Genomic DNA, 19,816 nt, shown 5'->3' on the forward strand with positions numbered 1-19,816 from the left:
GGAGAGATGAGCGCTACCGCCGTTTCGCTGCCCGTTCCGCGCATCCCCGTGCGCCGAGAACCGCTTCGCGATGTGCCCGTCTCGGGCGACAAGAAGGTCCTTCTCGCGGCGCCGCGTGGTTATTGCGCCGGAGTCGATCGCGCCGTGATCACCGTCGAGAAGGCTCTCGATCGATACGGGGCGCCTGTGTACGTGCGCAAGCAGATCGTTCACAACATCCATGTCGTGCGCGAGCTCGAGGCCAAGGGGGCGATCTTCGTCGAAGAGGTCGACGAGGTTCCCGAAGGGGCGCACGTGGTCTTCAGCGCGCACGGCGTCTCGCCGATGGTCGTGGATTCGGCAGCAGAACGCGGACTGCAGGCGATCGACGCGACATGCCCTCTTGTCACGAAGGTGCACCGCGAGGCCGTGCGTTTCGCACGTGACGATTTCCAGATCCTGCTCGTCGGACACGAGGGGCACGAAGAGGTCGAGGGGACGGCGGGAGAAGCGCCCGACAACGTGACCGTGGTGAACAACCCGGAGGAAGCCGACACTGTTGAGGTCGACGACCCATCGAAGCTGGTCTGGCTGTCGCAGACGACGCTTTCGGTCGACGAGACGATGGAGACGGTCGATCGTCTCCGCGCGCGCTTCCCCGAGCTTCAGGATCCGCCGTCGGACGACATCTGCTATGCAACGCAGAATCGCCAGGTCGCAATCAAGAAGGTCGCTGAGGGGGCGGATCTCGTGATCGTGGTCGGGTCCGCGAATTCCTCCAACAGTGTGCGCCTCGTCGAGGTCGCGCTGCAGTACGGCGCGAAGGCCGCATACCGGATCGACTATCCCGACGAAGTGCGACAGGAGTGGCTCGAGGGCGTTCGGACGGTCGGGATCACGAGCGGTGCGAGCGTGCCCGACGTGCTCGTTCAGCAGCTGATGCGTGAGCTCGCGCAGGCCGGTTACGCCGAGGTCGAGGAAGTCCGCACGGCGGAGGAGGACCTCATGTTCTCGTTGCCGAAGGAACTGCGCGGGGATCGCCCGCGCGGGGGACGCGGGAGCGCGTCGTGAGTGACGATGCGGCGCAGCGTCCTCGCCCCCAGTTCGGAGAGTATGCCCGTCCCGAGGACCAGGCGGCGCGGGCCGGTCGTCCCGTGCCCGATATCGATCCCGCGCTGATTCCGCAGGACGGGCCTCCCGAAAGCGGCCCGTCGAAGCCCCCGAAGCGGTCTCGTCTCGGCGACCGGGTCGTGACCATCGCACTGCTCGCGTTCGGCCTCTACTACATCGTCAGCGGCATCGGCCTCTACACGGATCCGTCGGCCCTGCTCGATGCCATGGGCCTCGACGGCGTCGAATTCTCCGATTACGCGGCGCAGCAGACGGCTGGTGTCGTCGCCGTCGTTGTGGTGCTCGCCGGATGGCTCGCCACCACCTGGTTCGTATGGCGCCGCGGTGCTGCCGGGAAGACGATGTGGTGGATCGCGCTGCTCGCGGGCGTGGTCTTCAACCTCGTCAGCGCGCTCATCGTCGCGGTGCCGTTCTCGATGGATCCGAACGTCCTGAACGCGATCCTCGAGATGCAGGGGATCGAGCAGTAGGGACGTTCCTCATCCGAGATCGGGGAGATCCCGGATGCGCGGACCTCGTCGGATCGGCGAGCATAGGAAGATGGACACCCGCCCGATCTCTGTGCCGAACCGTCGGCGGTTCCGCCCTGCGCGCGCTCTCGCCCTTCTTGCGCTCGCCGCGGTCGTCGTGTCGGGCGGGACGGCGCTCGCCGTGCAGATCATCGGGCAGGGGGCCGCTCCGAGCGCCGCATCGTCGCTCGCGCCGTCGAGCGAAGTGAGCGAGGCGAGTTGGTCTCCGGACTGGCCCGCGTCGGGGGCCGCCGCGTTCGCCGTCGGGGACGGCGAGATCGTCGCGTCCTCGAACGCGGCGCTGCCCATGGCGTCGGTCAGCAAGGTCGTCACCGCGTTGCTCGTGCTTGAGGCGCGCCCGCTCGAGGTCGGACAGCAGGGCGGCGACTACTGGTTCACGGAGCAGTGGAATCGTGAGTACGAGGAGTACCTCGCGCGCGGAGAGTCCGCTCTGAAGGTGCCCGTGGATGGCATGCTCACGCAGCACCAGCTCCTGCAGGGCATGCTGATCGGATCGGCATGCAACTACGCCGACATTCTCGTGGAGAGCATCTGGGGCGATCAGGCCGCGTTCGCGACGGCCGCGGCGGAATACCTGGAGGATCGCGGGATCGACGGGATCACGATGGTCGAGGCGACGGGGATCGATCCGCGCAACACGGCGACGGCGACGGCGCTCATCGAGGTGGGTCGTCTTGCGCTTGCGCACCCGGTCATCGCGGAGATCGTCGCGACGGCCGAGGTCGACCTCCCGGGCGCCGGGCGCGTCGAGAACACGAACGAGTTGCTGGCGGATCCGGGGGTCGTCGGGCTGAAGACGGGAACGCTCGACGGGAGCAATCTGCTGTCGGCGAAGGAGATCCCGGCGGGAGGCGAGACGGCGCGCGTGTGGGCGGTCGTGCTGGGCCAGCCGGACGATGAGGCCCGCTTCTCCGCGTCGCGGGAGTTGTACGCGTCGATCGAACGCGGAATCGCGGGGTGACGCGAGACGCCCCGCGGACGGATCCGCGGGGCGTCTGCAGTGAGAAGCAGGCCGGTCAGGCGCTGATGGAGTGACCGTGCGAGCCGAGCTGCTTCGTCGACTCGACGACGCGGGCGGCCATGGCCGACTCCGCGACCTTGCCCCAGGCGCGGGGGTCGTACTTCTTCTTGTTACCGACCTCGCCATCGACCTTGAGCACGTCGGCGTAGTTCTCGTACATGTAGCCGGCGATCGAGCGCGTGAACGCGTACTGCGTGTCGGTGTCGATGTTCATCTTGATGACGCCGTTCGCGACCGCCGTGGCGATCTCCTCGTCGGTCGAGCCGGAGCCGCCGTGGAACACGAGGTCGAGCGGCTTCTCGCCCGTGCCGAACTTCGCGGCGATGCCCTCCTGGATCTCGCCGAGCAGCTCGGGGCGGAGCTTGACCCCGCCCGGCTTGTACACGCCGTGGACGTTGCCGAAGGTGAGAGCCGAGATGTACTTGCCCTTCTCGCCGAGACCGAGGGCCTCGACGGCCTTCGTCACGTCGCCGACGGTCGTGTAGAGCGCCTCGTTCGATCCCTCATGCTTGACGCCGTCTTCCTCGCCGCCGACGATGCCGACCTCGATCTCGAGGATCGATCCGATCGCGTGCGTGCGGGGGAGGAGCTCCTGCGCGATGGCGATGTTCTCGTCGAGCGGCACGGCCGAACCGTCCCACATGTGCGAGTTGAAGATCGGCTCGCCGCCGGCCTTCACCTGCTCCTCGCTCGCGGCGAGGAGGGGGAGGAGGAAGCTGTCGAGCGCGTCCTTCGGGCAGTGGTCGGTGTGCACGGCGACGGTGATGGGGTAGCTCTTGGCGACCTGGCGGACATACTGCGCCATGGCGATCGCGCCTGTCGCACGCGCCTTGACCGTGTGGCCGGCGAAGTAGTCGGCGCCGCCCGTCGTGACCTGGATGATGCCGTCGGAGCCGGCCTCCGTCAGGCCCTGGAGGACGGCGTTGATCGTCTGAGAGCTGGAGACGTTGAACGCGGGGAAGGCGAAGCCGCCCTCCTTCGCGCGCGTGAACATCTCGGCGTACTGGTCCGGGGTTGCGACCGGCATGGCGCGGCTCCTTCGTGTCGAATGGTGAAAGCCCTCACAGCCTATGGTGTGGACGCGGTCGACGGAACTCGAGGGCCTTCGCGCACGGTAATCGAAAGAATGTCGATTCCTTCATGCACATCGGTGCATCGGGCTCGTCCTGCGAGCGTCTGCGTGGCTACTCTCGGGAGCATGACCGCCGATCACGAGATCCACGACACCGACGACCTCATCCCGCTGCAGCCGGATCGCAACATCGCGCTCGAGCTTGTGCGCGCCACGGAAGCCGCCGCGATTCGCTCGTCGCCATTCATCGGGCGGGGGCAGAAGGAGCTCGCCGACGGCGCGGCTGTCGACGCCATGCGCGCCTTCCTCACGACCGTCGAGTTCGACGGCGTCGTCGTGATCGGCGAGGGCGAGAAGGACGCCGCGCCGATGCTTTTCAACGGCGAGCACGTCGGTACGGGGAGGGGACGCTCCTATGACATCGCCGTGGATCCGATCGACGGAACGACGCTCACGGCGGAGGGGCGCAACAATGCGCTCTCGGTGATCGCGATGTCGGATCGCGGCACGATGCTCGATGCCTCGAGTGTGTTCTACATGGACAAGATCGTCACGGGGCCCGCGGGTGTCGGCGTCGTCGACATCCGGCGTCCGATCCAGGAGAACATCCGGTTGCTTGCGAAGGAACTCGGCAAGCCTGTCGAGGAGATGGTCGTCTCGGTGCTGAACCGACCCCGGCATGAGCAGCTGGTCGCCGACATCCGGTCGACAGGTGCGGGAACGCGTCTGATGAGCGACGGCGATGTCGCGGGCGGAATCAATGCGGCGCGCCACGATGCCCGCACGGACATGTGTGTCGGCGTGGGCGGCAGCCCGGAGGGAATCGTCACCGCGTGCGCGATCAAGGCGCTCGGCGGGCACATCCAGGGGCGCATGTGGCCCCGGGACGACGACGAGCGACAGAAGGGGATCGACGCGGGGCTGCCGATGGACGACGTGCTCGAAGCCGAGGACATGGTGACGGGCAGCAACACGATCTTCGTGGCGACGGGCGTCACGGACGGTGCGCTCGTGGCCGGCGTGAAGCGTCAGGACGGCTATCTCTACACGGAGAGCGTCGTGCTGCGCGGCCATTCGGGCACACTGCGTCGCATCTCGAGTGACCACCTCGAGTCGAAGTGGCTGTGAGCCGCGGCCCGGCCTGTGCGGTTCCCAGTGGATCCGCGGTTCACGAGTTGATCACGTTCCCGGTCGGTGGCGCTCCCCGTGCGATAATCGCCCTATGAGTGAGCAGTCGGAGAAGTCGCCGTCGGCCGGAGCGCGCGCGGTGGTGGCAGACGCGCAGGACCCGGCTCGTCGCCCCGACGTGCTCTTCCGTGTGCGGCGCCCGGCCGGCACAGAACCGAGTGTCTGGTGGTCGATCGGCGGCTTCATCGTCGTCTCGGCTGGAGTCCTCGCGGCGCTCAACCTGCTTCCGGGCTGAGAGGGGCGGCCCGGCCGGGCCGCGTAGACTGCTCTCCCGTGGCTCTGACTATCGGCATCGTGGGACTGCCCAATGTGGGCAAGTCGACCCTCTTCAACGCACTGACCAAGAACACCGTGCTCGCGGCGAACTACCCGTTCGCGACGATCGAGCCGAACGTCGGCGTCGTCGAACTGCCGGATCCGCGTCTCGATCGTCTCGCGGAGATCTTCGGATCCCAGAAGATCCTCCCGGCGCCCGTGTCGTTCGTCGACATCGCGGGCATCGTTCGCGGCGCGAGCGAGGGAGAGGGGCTCGGCAACCAGTTCCTCGCGAACATCCGCGAGGCCGACGCGATCGCGCAGGTCGTGCGCGGCTTCACGGACGGCGATGTCACGCACGTCGACGGGGCAGTCGACCCGGCGAGTGACATGGAGACGATCAACACCGAGCTGATGATCGCCGATATGCAGACGCTCGAGAAGGCGATCCCGCGCCTCGAGAAGGAAGTCAAGGGCAAGAAGGTCGATCCGGCCGTTCTCGACGCCGCGAAGGACGCGCTCGCGATCCTCGAGGCGGGAAAGACGCTGTTCCAGGCGGGCTTCGACACGACGCTCGTGAGGGAGCTCGGCCTGCTCACGGCGAAGCCGACGCTGTTCGTCTTCAACGTCGATGAGGGCGTGCTGACGGACGAGGCGCGCATGTCCGAGCTCGCCGAGCTCGTGGCGCCGGCGAAGGCCGTGTTCCTCGACGCGAAGGTCGAGTCCGAGCTCATTGGCCTCGACGCCGACGAGGCGCTTGAGCTGCTGCAGTCGCTCGGCCAGGAGGAATCGGGTCTCGACCAGCTCGCCCGCGTCGGATTCGAGACGCTCGGCCTGCAGACCTACCTCACGGCGGGCCCGAAGGAAGCGCGCGCCTGGACGATCCGCAAGGGCGCGACGGCCCCGCAGGCGGCGGGCGTCATCCACACCGACTTCGAGCGCGGCTTCATCAAGGCCGAGATCGTCTCGTTCGCCGACCTCGACGCTCTCGGCTCGATGAGCGAAGCGAAGGCCGCAGGCAAGGTGCGCATGGAGGGCAAGGACTACGTCATGGCCGATGGGGATGTGGTGGAGTTCCGACACGGAATAACCTCTGCCGCACAGGGCAAGAAGTGAAGACGACTGACCTCGCCAAGGTACGCGCGGCCCTTTGGGCCGCTGCTGACGAACTGCGTGCCAACTCCAAGCTCACCCCTGTCCAGTACCGCGACCCGGTGCTCGGGCTCGTGTTCCTGGCCTACGCCGAAAACCGGTTCGAGGCCGTCAGGGGTGACGTCGAGGCCAAGGCCAGTGCTCGCAACCCGGCGACGATCGCCGACTACAAGGCGAAGTCGGTGCTGTACGTCCCCGACGAGTCACGCCTTTCCAACTTGGTGGAATTGCCCGAGGCCGAAGACATCGGCAAGGCCACCGACGAGGCGATCAAAGCCATCGAGGCAGCCAACCCTGAGCTGAAGGACATCCTCCCGCGCGGCTACCAGAAGCTGGAGCGCTCGACCCTGATTGAGCTCCTACGCCTCTTCGCGTCGCTACCGACCCAACTCGAAGGCGATGCCTTCGGTTTCATCTACGAAGACTTCCTCTCCAACTTCGCGGCCCAGGAAGGCAAGGGCGGCGGAGAGTACTTCACGCCTTACTCGATCGTCCGCCTCATCGTCGAGATCCTGCAGCCGTTCCAAGGCCGCGTGTTTGACCCTGCGTGCGGCTCGGGTGGCATGTTCGTCCAGTGCGGGAAGTTCGTCGAGCGCCACCACGATTCTGCTAGTCGTAAGCTCTCGGTCTTCGGCGCGGAGAAGACCGAGGACACCGTCCCGTTGGCGAAGATGAACCTCGCCCTCCACGGGCTTTCCGGTGACATCCGCCAGGCCAACAGCTATTACGAGGACCCACACAGCGCCGTTGGAGCGTTCGACTATGTGATGGCCAACCCTCCCTTCAACGTCGACAAGATCAAGAAGGACCAGCTGGCCGGCGACAAACGGTTCCCCTTCGGACTGCCGAAGGCCGACAACGGCAACTTCCTGTGGATCCAGCAGTTCTACGCGGCGCTCTCGCCGAAGGGGCGCGCTGGCTTCGTCATGGCCAACTCGGCCGGCGACGCGGGCCACTCGGAAAAGGAGATCCGCAAACAGTTGGTCGAGTCCGGCACCGTTGACGTGATGGTCGCGATCAGCTCGAACTTCTTCTACACCGTCACTCTGCCGGTCACGCTGTGGTTCCTCGACAAGGCCAAGGTGGGCACGGCGCGCGAGGACACGGTGCTGTTCCTGGACGCCCGTCACATCTTCCGTCAGATCGACCGCGCCCACCGCGACTTCACTGCTGAGCAGATCGAGTTCTTGGCCAACATCGTGCGGCTCTACCGCGGCGAGGACATCGAGACCGCTGACGGCAGCGACACCTTGCTCAAGGAGAACTTCCCCGAAGGGAAGTACGTCAACGTCGGAGGCCTGTGCAAGGTTGCCACCCGCGCCGAGATCGAAGCGCAAGGCTGGAGCCTCAACCCCGGCCGATACACCGGCACCGCAGCAGTTGACGAGAGCGATGTCGACTTCATGGGCGACCTCGAAGCGCTATACGAGGAGTTCACGAAGTTGAGCGACGAGGCGGACGTGCTCCGTACGAAGGTTGAAGCTGCCGTTCAAGGGATCCTCGGCGCATGAGCGAGTGGCGGGAGGTCACGCTCGCGGAACTGGGGAAGTTCTCGAGCGGAAAGCCAATCACGCCCGGACAGCGAGGTGAGTTCAATGCTTACGGCGCGAACGGCGTCATTGGCGGCTCCGATGAGGCGCGATACGGATCAGGCATCATCGTCGGCCGCGTCGGTGCCTATTGTGGAGCGGTAGCAGTTAGCCACGAACCGTTCTGGGCCTCGGATAACACCATCGTCATCGAACCGGCGATCGATGACGATCTCGACTACTTGGGCTATCTCCTGCGTTCCGCACATCTTCATCGCTATGCCGGCGGGGCGGCTCAACCTTTGGTTACGCAGGGAATCCTGAAGGCGCTTCGATTCCGTGTTCCTGAGCCGAACGTGCGCGTCCGCATTGGACGGGTGTTGGCCGATTTCGACGACCTGATCGAGAACAACCGACGTCGGGTTGAGATCCTGGAAGAGAAGGCCCGGTCCATCTACCGTGAGTGGTTCGTGAAGTTCCGCTACCCCGGACACCAAGACGTGCCCATCGTCGAGTCTGCCCTTGGCCCGATTCCAGAGGGGTGGGTAGTGCGAGCCGTGGGTGAAGTCTCGGCCGTCGTCGTGCGCGGCATCTCGCCCAAGTACGCAAAGGATGGTGAGTGGATCGTACTCAACCAGAAGTGCATACGTAATGGTCGTGTCTCGCTTGCGCCGTCGCGGCGTCAGGAGCGCTCGGTCTCGGAAGCGAAACGAATCCGATCCGGGGATGTGCTAATTAACTCTACTGGAGTAGGAACTCTGGGGAGGGTGGCAATGTATCGCGGTCTCTCCGAGGGCGTCACCGTTGATTCCCACGTAACCATATGCCGACCAGTGCAAGGTTCTTTGAACCCCTGGTATGCGATGAGCTTGCTAGCCAAGCAGAGCGACATCGAACGGCTGGGCGCGGGGGCGACAGGACAGACAGAGTTGCGGAAGTCAGATGTCGAAGCGCTGGAGTTGGTTCGGCCCGCCGCTCCCGTCGTCGAGGCGTTCAATGCCGTGATCTCTCCGCTTCTGGAGCAGATCGATTTTCTTTTGGCCAGCAGCGAGACGACGTCTGCGCTGCGTGACCTCCTGCTGCCAAAACTGGTGACGGGGCAGATCGACATCTCGACGCTCGACCTGGATGCGCTGATCGCGGCAGAACGCGCCGGTGAAGGTGCGGTGGCGTGATGAGCCCGACCGGTCCAGAGTACTGGTACGTGGAGAAGCCAAGCATCGAGCTTCTTGAGCAACTTGGCTGGACCGCTGTTGATGCCTTCCAGGAGACTCTGGGAGCCCAGGGCACGCTGGGTCGCGACTCCCGACGCGATGTTGTTCTCACGCACCGCCTGCGAGCCGCGATGCGCAAACTCAACACTGAGCATGTGCCGGACACCTCGATCAACGAGGCGATTGAGGTACTCACCAAGGACCGAGCAGCCATGGACCGGGTGCGGGCCAACCGCGCGGTCCATGACCTGCTACGCGACGGGTACCGCGCTGAGTGGGTAGACGGCCGCGGAGACAAGCAGATCGAGACCCTTCGGTACCTCGATCTGAGCAATCCTTCGAACAATGACCTGTTAGCCGTACAGCAGATGTGGATCAAGGGCGAATTGCACAGCCGCCGACTCGATCTGGCTCTGTTCGTCAACGGTGTCCCACTCGTGCTGATGGAGTTCAAGGAGCCGAACGAGTCGGTCAAGGCGGCATACGACAACAACCTGACTGACTACCGCGACACCATCCCGCAGCTCTTCATACCGAACTGTTTCGTGCTGCTGTCCAACGGCAGCCACGCCAAGGTCGGGTCGACGTATTCGCCGTACGAGTTCTTCAACGACTGGAAGGTGATCGACGCCCAAGGCACGCGCGGGGCGATTGCCCTGGAAACCGCGCTGCGTGGCACTTGTGACCCAGCGGTGCTGCTGGACCTGGTGGAGAACTTCGTCGCGTACATGGAGCGGCCCGGTGGCCTGATCAAGGTCATGGCGCGGTCGCACCAGTTCCATGGGGTCAACGCGGCGATTGAGAACCTTCACCGGTCGCGGGCCGAGCATGACAAGCGCCTCGGTGTCTTCTGGCACACCCAAGGTTCGGGCAAGTCACTGTCAATGCTGTGGTTCACCCAAAAGGTGCTGCGTCAGGTGGCCGGCAAGTGGACGTTCGTCATGGTGACGGACCGCAAAGAGCTCGACACTCAGTTGCATGGTGAGTTCGCCGACGCAGGGGCGATCTCGCCCGAGGCGCGGGTGCACGCGGAGTCCGTGGTGCACCTGCGTGAACTGCTGGCTGCTGATCACCGGTATGTGTTCACGCTGATCCAGAAGTTCCAACCCTCCAAGGGTTTGGGGGAGCAGCAGATGCCGGTCCTGTCCACAAGGTCTGATGTCATCGTCATCACTGACGAGGCACACCGCAGCCAGTACGACACGCTTGCACTGAACATGCGCACGGCGTTGCCGAACGCGTCAATGATGGGCTTCACCGGCACACCGTTGATTACCGGGGAGGAGCAGGCCACGCGCGAGCAGTTCGGTGACTACGTCAGCGTCTATAACTTTCGCGACGCGATCGATGACGGCGCGACGGTTCCGCTGTACTACGAGAACCGCATCCCCGAACTTCAACTGGTTAACGAGAACTTCTCCGAAGAACTCGAGGAACTCCTCGAGGATGCTGAACTCGACGAGGACGCCGAAGGCCAACTCGCCCGCGTCTTCGGCACGCAGTACACGCTGCTGACACGGCCCGACCGCCTCAAGACCATCGCGAAGGACCTCGTCTCCCACTTCGTGGGCCGTGGCTTCTCCGGCAAGGCGATGTATGTCGGGTTGGACAAGGCCGCTGCCGTGCGTATGTTCAACCTCGTGCAGGAGGCCTGGACCGAGCACCTGGCCGAGTTGAGGGCCGCGCACGACGCCCTCCCCGAACTTGAGCGGCCCTGGTTGGCCTCACGTATCGAGTTGATGGAGACCACCGACATGGCGGTGGTGGTTTCGCAGAGTCAGAACGAACTGAAGATGCTCGACGACCTCGGCCTCGACATCCGCCCGCATCGTGAGCGGATGAACCGCGAGGATCTGGCCGAGAAGTTCAAGGACTCCGACGACCCTCTGCGGCTGGTGTTCGTGTGTGCCATGTGGATGACCGGTTTCGACGCGCCGAGCGTCTCGACGGTCTATCTCGACCGGCCGATGCGCAACCACACGCTGATGCAGACGATCGCTCGCGCCAACCGTGTCTTCCCGGAGAAGGACAACGGCCTGATCGTTGACTACGTCGGGGTTTTCCGGAATCTGGAGAAGGCCCTGGCGATTTACGGGGCCGCCGACGCGGGCGAGTCACCCATCGAGATCATTGACGCCCTTGCCGGTGAGCTGGACGCCGCGGTGGCTGAACTGTTCATCTTCTGCTCCGGCGTGGGAGTGGACCTTGCCGCGATGCGCGATGCCGAAGGGTTTGACCACGTCGCCAAACGTGATGCCGCTGTCGAATCGCTGCTGGTCGACGAGGAGACCCGCACTGACTTCCAGCAGCGCGCTCGGCAGGTCCGCAAGCTCTTCAAAGCCCTGCTGCCGGATCCCAAGGCCGCTGCCCAACAACGCAATGTTGCTGCGGTCAGAGTTCTCGCCGAACGCATCGCAGAGGTCACACGTCCACCGGAGGTCGACCTGGGGACGGTGCCGGATGCGGTGGATGCCCTGCTTGACCGATCCGTGGGTGCCGAGGAGTACGTTATTCGGGCCGCTGCCGAGGGAACGAAGCCGGACCCGCTCATCGATCTGTCGCAGATCGACTTCGAGGGGCTGGCAGCCAAGTTCGCTGGGCGAAAGCGAGCGGAAACAGACCGGATGGCCCAACTGCTCCGCCAGCAGGCCATCAGCGCAGCGACCCGGAACCCGACCCGCTACGAGCTGGTTGAACGAATCGAGAAGCTGATCGATGAATACAACGCGGGCAGTGTGAACATTGACGAGTACCTTCGTCGCCTGATCGAGCTCTCGGAGACACTGACGGTCGAAGAGGAGCGCTCGGTACGCGAAGGCGTGACCGAGGAAGAGCTCGCGATCTTCGACCTGCTGACCCAGCATGATCCTGTTCTTAGCGCCGATGAGCGCGAGACTGTGAAGGCAAGCGCCAGGAAGCTCCTGGAGCACCTGCACGAGAAACTCGTCCAGGACTGGCGTCGCAAGGTCGACGTTATGAACGACGTCGACAGCACGATCCGCCAGGTCCTCGACCAGGGCCTGCCCGAGAAGCCCTACACGCTGGATATTTTTACCTCGAAGATGCGGCTGGTCTTTGATCACGTCCTTACCGCCTACGGTGACGACGGTGAGAGCGCCTACGCGCCCAGAATCGACTTTCACTGGCCGGCACCATCCGTGGAATACGTTGGCCCCCTTGATGTGGACAAGATCGCTGATGACGTCGTTGCCCGCATTCACGATGACCCGGCCTTCGCCGCTCACGTCGCGGTGCAACTGGGTGCCACTGACGCGAACGACTCACTGGGGTACCCAGGCACCTGACCATCAAGCGTCCTGAAGTCGCGGGTCTCTGCTTCACAGACGAGACCATCGTGACCGTCATCGCCCGGCTGTTCGAGTTCCTCGGTGCTCGCAGCCATTTCCGCCAAGATCCTCTGGCGGCTCCTGGTGCTCCTATTCTTTCGCTCGGCGCGCTTCTGGGCCTGCCACGCCACTACACGCTGGCGACTGGCCTTTCGCTCTGCCTCTGCCACCTCGGCCTTCTCTCGGTCTCGCCGGGCTTGTCCCTCCTTGGCGGCCTCGGCCTTGGCCTTCTTCTTCGCGTCGATGGCAAGACGGAATCCGGGAACCGGCTCGGCCTCCACATCAGAGCCGCCGTCCTCGTCCTCGACAATCGAATCCCACGCCCAGGCCGCAATGGTCTCCCGACGGCACAGCAAGTCCTCGGCCCCCGCAGCCGCCAGCTCCTCCGAGCTATCCTCGACACTAATCGCGCCGATCTTGCCCGACCGCCCGACCTCCTCAGCGACGCAGAAGCCGTCAATAAGGCCCCGGACGCCGGGCAAGTACAGCACCTCCCTCCGGACCCAGCGGAAAGTCTCGTCGGACACCGGCAGCTCTCCGAGCGCCTCCAGAGCCTCGGCAAGGTGTCCGCGCCAAAGACGACGCAGCAACATTCCCGGCGTTACCGACCGAGCCCGCCGTAGCCTCTTCGTCTTCGCCAGCAGTCGCTCGATAGCCTCGCCCTGACCTTGCACGATGGCGTCGACGTCGAAGCCAAGGTCCGCGAGGCGGATCGCCGAGAGCTCAGTGAATCGCCCTGGGTTTCGTTCCTATCGGGTTCCCTGTCCAGCGAGCGCTGGTTGGGCTGATTCGGTTTCAGCGTGGTACGCGGCCTCGACTTCGACCGGCGTGCGGTAGCCGAGCTCGCCGTGGAGGCGCGCGTTGTTCCACCACCACACGTACTCGAGCGTCGCCAGCTCGACCTGCCCGACCGTCCGCCACGGGCCCTTCCGACGGATCAGCTCGGTCTTGTAGAGTCCGTTCACGGCCTCGGCGACGGCATTGTCGAACGAGTCGCCTACCGTCCCCGTCGACGGTTTCGCGCCGAGCTCGGCGATGCGGTCCGTGTAGACGATCGAGAGGTAGTTCGACCCGTGGTCGGCGTGATGGACGAGCTCGTCCAGCGACCCGGTCGCGTTGAACGCGGCCATGTTCAGCGCCTGCAGCGGCAGCACTTCGGCGCGAAGCGTCGACGCGACGTTCCAGCCGACGATCATCCGGTCGAACACGTCGATCACGAACGCGACGTACGCGAACCCCGCCCATGTCGCTACGTATGTGATGTCGGCGACCCAAAGTCGGTTCGGCGCGGACGCGGTGAAGTCGCGCTTCACGAGGTCCTTCGGCTTCTCCTGCGCCGGATCGGGAGTCGTGGTGAACACCTTCTTCGACCGCGCCACCCCGCGCCACCCCGCGCACCCCCGCGAGCGTCATCAACCGCGCGGTCTGGTCGCGACCGACATCCCACCCATCGCGCTTGAGCAGGGCATGCATCTTCCTGGCCCCGTAGATTCCGTAGTTCTCCTCATGGAGGCGCTGGACCTCCGGGACGAGCAGCTCCTCCTTCAACTGCCTCGCGGAGGGCACGCGCGCCTTCGCCGCGCGATACCCGCGCGCGAGGTGAGGAACCCTGGCACCGCGCCCTTCAGTACGCAGCACAGGAGCTCGACCCCGAAACGATCCCGATGCTCATCGATGAAGCGGATCATGCTCGTCAGGGACGGTCGAGCTCCTTCGCGAAAAACACGCTCGCAGCCTTGAGGACCTCGTTCGCCTTCCGCAGCTCGGCGACCTCGCGCTGCAGGCGCTTGTTCTCCTCAGCGACGTCGGTCGGCACACCCGGGTGCTGACCCGTGTCGACCTCGCGACGGCGATGCCACACACGCAACGTCTCCGCGCTCATGCCGAGCAAGCCGGACACATGCCGCACCGCGGACATCAGGTTCAGACGATCGCCGCTCGCGCGCGCTTCGTCGAGCATCCGGAGCGCGCGCTCGCGCATCTCGGGCGAGTACTTCTGATTCATCGGTTCCATCCTTGCTTGAAGAACGGAACGAAACCCAGGGCGATTCATCGAGCGTCTGGACGAACCTCGCCGCATATGCTCGATTAAGTTGTAGCGCTCGGGATGGGTCAGCCCGTCGAAGTGATTGGAGTATTCGTGGGACTGTTTGACGCTTTTCGTCGCAAGACTTGGGAAGAAGAAAATGCCTACGAGGGTGACACGCCGCCGTGCCCTCGCTGCGGTACGTCGTTGACTAAGCGTTACGTGTTCTCCGAGATGTACTGCGACAACTGCAAGTACGGACTCGACGATGTCGAGCACGACGACCAGAGCGATGAGTCGTTGAGCGTCTACGAGGCTGCAAATATCTGGGCGTCGAACGGGAAAGACGAGGACTACACCTTTGGCTACTCTGAGGCTGAGCTCGAAGCAGCACTGGGCAGCTAGGCCGTGTTGCTAAATCCATTGCAAGGCGGCGGAGAGGCAGAGCCCTGCCGCGTATGACCGGGCGGTCTTGTCGTAGCGGGAAGCGAGTCCTCGCCACTGCTTCACGAAGTTGAAGCACCGCTCGACGACGTTGCGGCCCTTGTAGCGCTCCTGCTGCTCGTCACCGAAGTCGATCGGACGCCCCGGACGCTTGCGGCGGTGAGCGATCTGGTCGTCGCGTTCGGGGATCGTGGCCTTGACGCCGCGCTCGCGCAGCCAGGCCCGGTTCCTCTTCGACGGATAGCCCTTGTCCGCGAGCACCCGATCCGGCCTCGTGCGCGCAGGTCCTCGTCTGGGGATGTGGATCTCGTCGAGCACGTCGGTGAACATGCTCGTGTCTGCGACCTGCCCGCCGGTGAGGACGAACGCCAGAGTGCGCGCCTGCCCGTCGCAGACGAGATGGATCCTCGTCGTCAAACCACCCCGTGACCGGCCGATCGCGTGGTCAGGAGGCTCCGGCCCCGACTTCTTGTAGTTCGATGGAACCGCCTGCGACCCGGGGCAGGGCCGCGCCATGCTGATGGACACGCGCGATCGAGGAATCCACCGACACGACCCAGTCGATCTCGCCAGCGAGCGACGCCCGCTTCTGCATGTGCGTGAGCAGATCCTCCCAGACGCCGTCGGTCGCCCATAGGCGGAAGTTCTTGTAGATCGTGTTCCAGCTCCCGAACCGGTCGGGCAGGTCTCGCCACGCCGATCCCGTCCGGAACCGCCACGCGGTCGCCTCGACCACCGTGCGCCGATCCGCCGGAGGGCGACCCCGCGTCCTCACCGGCGGGAACACGTCCCGGATCAGCTCCCAGACCTCGTCCGTGATGACATCTCGCGACACGTCTCAAGGATCACCCGAAGGGCCCGAACCAGCATCTAGCAACACGGCCTTGCCCGGCGTCGGCAGAGTGGCCTAAACATGGTCATCAATGATCGACGACCACAGCTTGGTATGTGCCGGAACCCGGTGGAGTGGAGGTTCGCTCTGTGATTCGCTGCGTCGTTGCCTGACTTGACCGCGTACCGGTCTCAGAGGCTCGCTGTCAGTTGCTGCAGCGTAACGGTTAGCTTTCCCGGGGCGACGCGAGTATCCGGCGTGCCTGGGACCTGACGTCCGCTTCCGACCATCCGGGTACTGACCTCGATGGAGCGTTTGTCGATTTGCGTGCAACAGACTCGGACTTCCTTCTTAGGGCCATGGCTCGCCCCGAAGACACAATGCAGGTGTCCTGCATGCGTCACGCGGTGCCAGTCTCTGCTGCCCTGGGCGGCACCCACCAAAGCATTGGCGAAGTCTGTTGCGCTCGTATGGCGCTTTGCCGGGTCGCAGTTGAGCGACTTCCGTACCACGGCTCCGACCGCTCGAGACACGTGCGGGGCGATGGTGCGAAGCTCGCGGATTGAACCAGCCACGATTTGATCATGCTGTTCCTGCTTCGAAATCCGGTGGTCAACCGGATACTCGCCGCTCAGGAGGTAATACGCCGTCGCGGCTAGGGAATAGACATCGCTCGCTGGGGAGCATTTGCCACTCTCTCCGAGAACCTCAGGGGCAACGGTGCAGAAGGTTCCGTTCGGGGGTGCTGTTCCGTCGTCACCAAGGAGGTGGCAGAAGCCCAGGTCGGCGAGAATGGCCTCATTGTTGCTTACCAGGACGTTGCCCGGCTTGACGTCTCGGTGAACCATGCAAGCCCGGTGGATACGGTCGAGTCCCGAGGCGATCTGTTGCACCAAGTGAGCTGCCGTCGACGGGGGTAGGCCGTTCCGTTCGGCGATTCCTTCCAAGTCGCCACCGCTCATCACAGGAGTGACGATGAACCGGATGTCGCTGTTGATCACGACGTCGGCGTTCAGCACATTGAGTAGGAATCGCGACTTGAGTTGCTCGAGCAGTTGGGCCTCGCGCCAGGGTCCTGCCGAGCCCTCCTCCAGCGGGTTGAGCAGCTTCACCGCGATCAGAGCGTCGAGGTGTCTGTCGTGGGCCTCGTAGACGGAGCCGCCAGCCCCGGCACCGAGGTTACTCACTAGCTCGTAGCGGTCGTTTATGGTCGTTCCCGGGGGAAACTCCGACAGATTCACATATCAAAGGATAAGGTCTGCGTATGCACGTGCTGGGAATCTCCGTGGAACCCGCGGCTGGAAGTCCGAAAGTCAACGTCGCGACCGTCGAACTGCAGCCGTCTGGCCCCGTTCTCGTCGAGAGCTTCACGCTCAAGACGATGGAGACTGAGCCCGGCGCACAGGCGGTCAGTCTGGCTCGGCTTCTCCAAGGGCGGCTCCCGGGGCTGTCGTTCGAGGCCGCCGTGATCAAGACTGCGGGTGCATCCCCAGTTGCGCGTAGGAACCGTGCTGGATTCCATCGGGCTCATGCTGAGGGGGCTCTTCTCTTCATCCTGCACGATGTCGCGGACGTCCGAGTGGAGGCCAGGGATGCCCAAGGACTCGCGACGCTGTCAGGAAAGAAGAAGGCCGACTTGGAAGCCATCGCAGCGGGCTTATCAGTGCGCAAGTACCGTGACGCGGTGTACGCCGCACTGGTCCTCTTGCCGTAGCGGACCTCGCATGGGCTCGACGTGGACACAATCGAGCTCTGCGACATGAATCTCGGTGCCTGCATCGAACAGTGGGTTGAGCACGATGCCGACGAGCGGTGATTGGTTACCGCGGTCCCGCAAGCGTCGAGCTGCGCGGGCGAGCAGGGTCCCGCTTGCGAAGTTCACGTCGAAGACGATCGACGGGCCACTGCTGTCCCCATGCATGGCCGGAGCTAGCATCATCGCGGCCCCGAGCACTCGCTCGGCCTGCGGGCTGGCGGCGACTACGCCGAAGCCTTCGTATGCAGACGCTGCACTCACCAGAGCCTCGGCCGAGCGCCGCAGATGGTCGGCCGCATTATTCTCGCGAACAACTGCTGAGGCACGGTTCATGATGCTTACAAGGTCCACGACCGTCTCCGTCCATTTCTCATCGCAAGGATGCTCGATTAGGTGAGAATACCGCGCCAGGTGTCGAGCCTCATGGAAACAGTGGAGCTTCGTCCAGACTTCAGATGTGTGTCGTTGTGGGCTCACTGGGCATCCCGAATCAATAGGCTGGGTGGCGGCAGCTTTCCCGGCTGCTGGGCCACGGAGCTTTGGGACTGTTCTGACTTGGCATGTCGTTCTATCATCCGATCCTATTCCCCGACCAGGCCGGCTCGGAAGTCGACACGTTGGTCTGCGGCAACTCCAATCCGACCAGTGTCGCCGGAGTGCTCCTCAACTTGTGGCAGGCCCCCACAACTGGATTTGCCGAAGGGGTCGGACGGCTCAGGCGGGTCGCCGCTCGACCTGTTGGGCTCCGTCGCCGAGTAGGAGTTCACTTCAGCGGTCAGCCGAGGCGAACGCCAAGAGTAGCTTCGTCGTGCCGATCGGCAGCACCAGTGGCCGCATCTCAGATGGTTCTCCGTGCCGGAACTCGGTGGGGTTCCGGTTCAACGTGTAGTAAGTGCACGAAGCTAGCATTGCTCACCGCCCCTGTCGCCTCATGGCGAGATGGCCGGGCGGCTTTGTGCTGACTGAGCCTCGCGGGCACTGGTGTGGTGCGATCCGGCAGTGCTATCATAGTTGATAGCAGAGGAGGTGATCGCCGATGTCATCCATCATCGTTCGCGGTCTCGACGACGCCGTGAAACAGCAGCTCGCCACGCAGGCGAAGGAGCATGGCCGGTCCATGGAGGCTGAAGTCCGGGAGATCCTCACGAAGGCCGCGACGCGGCCACACATCGGGATGGCGCTGCTGGCTGCAGCGCAGGACATCGGCGGTGTCGATGAGCTGATGATCCCAGAGCGCGGTGACGTCGCGCAGGTGGCGGACTTCGAGTGATCGTCCTCGACACGAACGTCATCTCGGAGATCTTCCGGCCGTCGCCGGAGCCGCGCGTCGTGGACTGGCTCGCGTCGTTGGCGGGTGATGTTGCGATCACGTCTGTCACGCTCGCGGAGCTGTTAGCGGGTGTGCGGCGGCTGCCGGATGGCCGGCGCAAGGGTGAGTTGACCAGGCGCATCGACGCAGCGCTCGAGCCGTACCGGGGTAGTCGCGCTGTGCTGCCGTTCGATGACGTGGCGGCCGACCGCTATGCAGACGTGCTCGTGGCTCGAGAGGACACGGGCGCGCCGATCAGCACGGCCGACGCGCAGATCGCTGCGATCTGCCTGGCGCACAGAGCGACCTGCGCTACGCGCAACGTGAAGGACTTCGTGTACACCGGCGTCGAGCTGGTCGATCCGTGGAAGGTCGACGCGTGAAGCATCATTCGATCGAGGTCATCGCCCATAAGGAGATCACTGAGACCGATCTGGGTGAACTTCGACGGCTCTTCGATAGCGAGTATCTCGAGGATTTCGGAGAATGGGATCAGGAACAGCCCTACGGCTACGCACCGCATGATGCCCACGTCATGGCGCGGATCGATGATCGCGTCGTAGGCCACGTGGGATGGACACGCCGTGAGATCGCTGTCGGCACAGAAACCGTCGCGATCGCGGGGGTCGGCGGTGTCCTGGTCTGCGATGAAGCACGAGGGCAGCGTCTCGGGGTCGATCTCATGGAGCTGGCCGCGCGGTCGATGCGCGATCACGGCGGCGTCTCATTCGGCTACCTGGGCTGTCGAGAGCAAGTCGTCCCGTTTTACTTGTCATGTGGTTGGGCTCGGATCGTTGCCAGTGAGAGGTCGATCGGGCGCGATGGTGAACCTGTCGTGGACGAGCCAGGCCAGCCGATCCTCATCCGCCCGATCACCACGTCGCTCGAACTTTGGCCGGAAGGTGACATCGACCTGCGCGGACGGGCTTGGTAGCCGCTGACTCCAGATGGTCCTACGTGCCGAAACTGGGTGGAGTTCCGGTTCAACGTGTGATCGCGATCCCGCTCGACCTCTCGTGGCCCCTCGCAAG

Annotated in this window: 17 protein-coding genes and 2 pseudogenes; 14 read left to right on the forward strand and 5 right to left on the reverse strand. The window is 64.3% G+C overall.

Translation table 11 applies throughout. The annotated features are described in order from the left end of the window. Nucleotides 1-6: 6 nt before the first annotated feature. From C0012_RS06930 to C0012_RS06940, 3 genes are all read left to right on the forward strand, one after another. Nucleotides 7-1,050, forward strand: a complete 1,044-nt coding sequence (locus tag C0012_RS06930) for a 4-hydroxy-3-methylbut-2-enyl diphosphate reductase (protein ID WP_110589299.1) — start codon at nucleotides 7-9, stop codon at nucleotides 1,048-1,050. Then, on the forward strand, nucleotides 1,047-1,580 hold the full coding sequence (locus tag C0012_RS06935) for a DUF6264 family protein (protein ID WP_110589298.1): 534 nt from the start codon (nucleotides 1,047-1,049) through the stop codon (nucleotides 1,578-1,580). Before C0012_RS06930 ends, C0012_RS06935 begins: the two co-directional genes overlap by 4 nt. A 70-nt stretch (nucleotides 1,581-1,650) precedes the next feature. Continuing rightward, nucleotides 1,651-2,601, forward strand: a complete 951-nt coding sequence (locus C0012_RS06940; protein WP_162621864.1) for a D-alanyl-D-alanine carboxypeptidase family protein — start codon at nucleotides 1,651-1,653, stop codon at nucleotides 2,599-2,601. Between the two features lie 55 nt (nucleotides 2,602-2,656). Here the strand turns inward: C0012_RS06940 and fbaA are convergent, their stop codons facing one another. Beyond that, on the reverse strand, nucleotides 2,657-3,688 hold the full coding sequence (gene fbaA / locus C0012_RS06945; protein WP_110589296.1) for a class II fructose-bisphosphate aldolase: 1,032 nt from the start codon (nucleotides 3,686-3,688) through the stop codon (nucleotides 2,657-2,659). A gap of 171 nt (nucleotides 3,689-3,859) precedes the next feature. On the opposite strand from fbaA, the gene glpX reads away from it, so the two are divergent. The 6 genes from glpX to C0012_RS06975 all read left to right on the forward strand — a co-directional run bounded on the left by glpX (nucleotide 3,860) and on the right by C0012_RS06975 (nucleotide 12,376). Further along, nucleotides 3,860-4,861 (forward strand): class II fructose-bisphosphatase, encoded by a 1,002-nt coding sequence (glpX, locus tag C0012_RS06950; protein WP_110589295.1) that lies wholly within the window; start codon nucleotides 3,860-3,862, stop codon nucleotides 4,859-4,861. A gap of 94 nt (nucleotides 4,862-4,955) precedes the next feature. Next, nucleotides 4,956-5,156, forward strand: coding sequence for a UDP-N-acetylmuramyl pentapeptide phosphotransferase (locus C0012_RS06955; RefSeq protein WP_110589294.1), 201 nt, complete (start codon nucleotides 4,956-4,958; stop codon nucleotides 5,154-5,156). Between the two features lie 38 nt (nucleotides 5,157-5,194). Further along, entirely contained in the window at nucleotides 5,195-6,292 is a 1,098-nt protein-coding gene (gene ychF, locus C0012_RS06960; RefSeq protein WP_110589293.1) for a redox-regulated ATPase YchF, read from the forward strand. Beyond that, nucleotides 6,289-7,839 (forward strand): type I restriction-modification system subunit M, encoded by a 1,551-nt coding sequence (locus tag C0012_RS06965; RefSeq protein WP_110589292.1) that lies wholly within the window; start codon nucleotides 6,289-6,291, stop codon nucleotides 7,837-7,839. Before ychF ends, C0012_RS06965 begins: the two co-directional genes overlap by 4 nt. Further along, nucleotides 7,836-9,032: a restriction endonuclease subunit S gene (locus tag C0012_RS06970; protein ID WP_110589291.1), complete on the forward strand. Its 1,197-nt coding sequence runs from the start codon at nucleotides 7,836-7,838 to the stop codon at nucleotides 9,030-9,032. The genes C0012_RS06965 and C0012_RS06970 overlap by 4 nt, the downstream gene beginning before the upstream one ends. Further along, on the forward strand, nucleotides 9,032-12,376 hold the full coding sequence (locus C0012_RS06975; RefSeq protein WP_110589441.1) for a type I restriction endonuclease subunit R: 3,345 nt from the start codon (nucleotides 9,032-9,034) through the stop codon (nucleotides 12,374-12,376). Before C0012_RS06970 ends, C0012_RS06975 begins: the two co-directional genes overlap by 1 nt. Here C0012_RS06975 and C0012_RS06980 read toward each other — a convergent pair. Then, nucleotides 12,313-12,945 (reverse strand): hypothetical protein, encoded by a 633-nt coding sequence (locus C0012_RS06980; RefSeq protein WP_162621863.1) that lies wholly within the window; start codon nucleotides 12,943-12,945, stop codon nucleotides 12,313-12,315. The two genes, C0012_RS06975 and C0012_RS06980, sit on opposite strands and share 64 nt — an antisense overlap. A 222-nt stretch (nucleotides 12,946-13,167) precedes the next feature. Continuing rightward, nucleotides 13,168-14,423: pseudogene (locus C0012_RS06985) on the reverse strand (IS3 family transposase). Nucleotides 14,424-14,651: 228 nt separating this feature from the next. On the opposite strand from C0012_RS06985, the gene C0012_RS06990 reads away from it, so the two are divergent. Continuing rightward, entirely contained in the window at nucleotides 14,652-14,849 is a 198-nt protein-coding gene (locus C0012_RS06990) for a hypothetical protein (protein WP_232527818.1), read from the forward strand. 9 nt (nucleotides 14,850-14,858) lie between these two features. Here the strand turns inward: C0012_RS06990 and C0012_RS15865 are convergent. Together C0012_RS15865 and C0012_RS07000 are read right to left on the reverse strand one after the other, a co-directional pair. Beyond that, nucleotides 14,859-15,723, reverse strand: a pseudogene (locus C0012_RS15865) (IS5 family transposase). A 188-nt stretch (nucleotides 15,724-15,911) separates the two neighbouring features. Beyond that, complete coding sequence (locus C0012_RS07000) at nucleotides 15,912-16,961, reverse strand: serine/threonine-protein kinase (RefSeq protein WP_110589288.1); 1,050 nt, start codon at nucleotides 16,959-16,961, stop codon at nucleotides 15,912-15,914. 23 nt (nucleotides 16,962-16,984) lie between these two features. On the opposite strand from C0012_RS07000, the gene C0012_RS07005 reads away from it, so the two are divergent. From C0012_RS07005 to C0012_RS07020, 4 genes are all read left to right on the forward strand, one after another. After that, on the forward strand, nucleotides 16,985-17,434 hold the full coding sequence (locus C0012_RS07005; RefSeq protein WP_110589287.1) for a hypothetical protein: 450 nt from the start codon (nucleotides 16,985-16,987) through the stop codon (nucleotides 17,432-17,434). A gap of 1,078 nt (nucleotides 17,435-18,512) precedes the next feature. Further along, entirely contained in the window at nucleotides 18,513-18,746 is a 234-nt protein-coding gene (locus tag C0012_RS07010; RefSeq protein WP_110589286.1) for a FitA-like ribbon-helix-helix domain-containing protein, read from the forward strand. Next, entirely contained in the window at nucleotides 18,743-19,168 is a 426-nt protein-coding gene (locus tag C0012_RS07015; protein ID WP_110589285.1) for a type II toxin-antitoxin system VapC family toxin, read from the forward strand. Before C0012_RS07010 ends, C0012_RS07015 begins: the two co-directional genes overlap by 4 nt. Beyond that, nucleotides 19,165-19,719, forward strand: a complete 555-nt coding sequence (locus C0012_RS07020; protein WP_110589284.1) for a GNAT family N-acetyltransferase — start codon at nucleotides 19,165-19,167, stop codon at nucleotides 19,717-19,719. The genes C0012_RS07015 and C0012_RS07020 overlap by 4 nt, the downstream gene beginning before the upstream one ends. Nucleotides 19,720-19,816: the final 97 nt, after the last annotated feature.

The sequence above is a fragment of the Microbacterium suaedae genome, assembly GCF_003254645.1.
In the GTDB taxonomy this organism is placed as follows: Bacteria; Actinomycetota; Actinomycetes; order Actinomycetales; family Microbacteriaceae; genus Microbacterium; species Microbacterium suaedae.

Coding starts and splice junctions, on each gene's coding strand:
- C0012_RS06955 (WP_110589294.1), top strand. CDS start 4,956: ATGAGTGAGCAGTCGGAGAAGTCGCCGTCGGCCGGAGCGCGCGCGGTG.
- C0012_RS07010 (WP_110589286.1), top strand. CDS start 18,513: ATGTCATCCATCATCGTTCGCGGTCTCGACGACGCCGTGAAACAGCAG.
- C0012_RS06970 (WP_110589291.1), top strand. CDS start 7,836: ATGAGCGAGTGGCGGGAGGTCACGCTCGCGGAACTGGGGAAGTTCTCG.
- glpX (WP_110589295.1), top strand. CDS start 3,860: ATGACCGCCGATCACGAGATCCACGACACCGACGACCTCATCCCGCTG.
- C0012_RS07005 (WP_110589287.1), top strand. CDS start 16,985: ATGCACGTGCTGGGAATCTCCGTGGAACCCGCGGCTGGAAGTCCGAAA.
- C0012_RS06940 (WP_162621864.1), top strand. CDS start 1,651: ATGGACACCCGCCCGATCTCTGTGCCGAACCGTCGGCGGTTCCGCCCT.
- C0012_RS06930 (WP_110589299.1), top strand. CDS start 7: ATGAGCGCTACCGCCGTTTCGCTGCCCGTTCCGCGCATCCCCGTGCGC.
- C0012_RS06975 (WP_110589441.1), top strand. CDS start 9,032: ATGAGCCCGACCGGTCCAGAGTACTGGTACGTGGAGAAGCCAAGCATC.
- fbaA (WP_110589296.1), bottom strand. CDS start 3,688: ATGCCGGTCGCAACCCCGGACCAGTACGCCGAGATGTTCACGCGCGCG.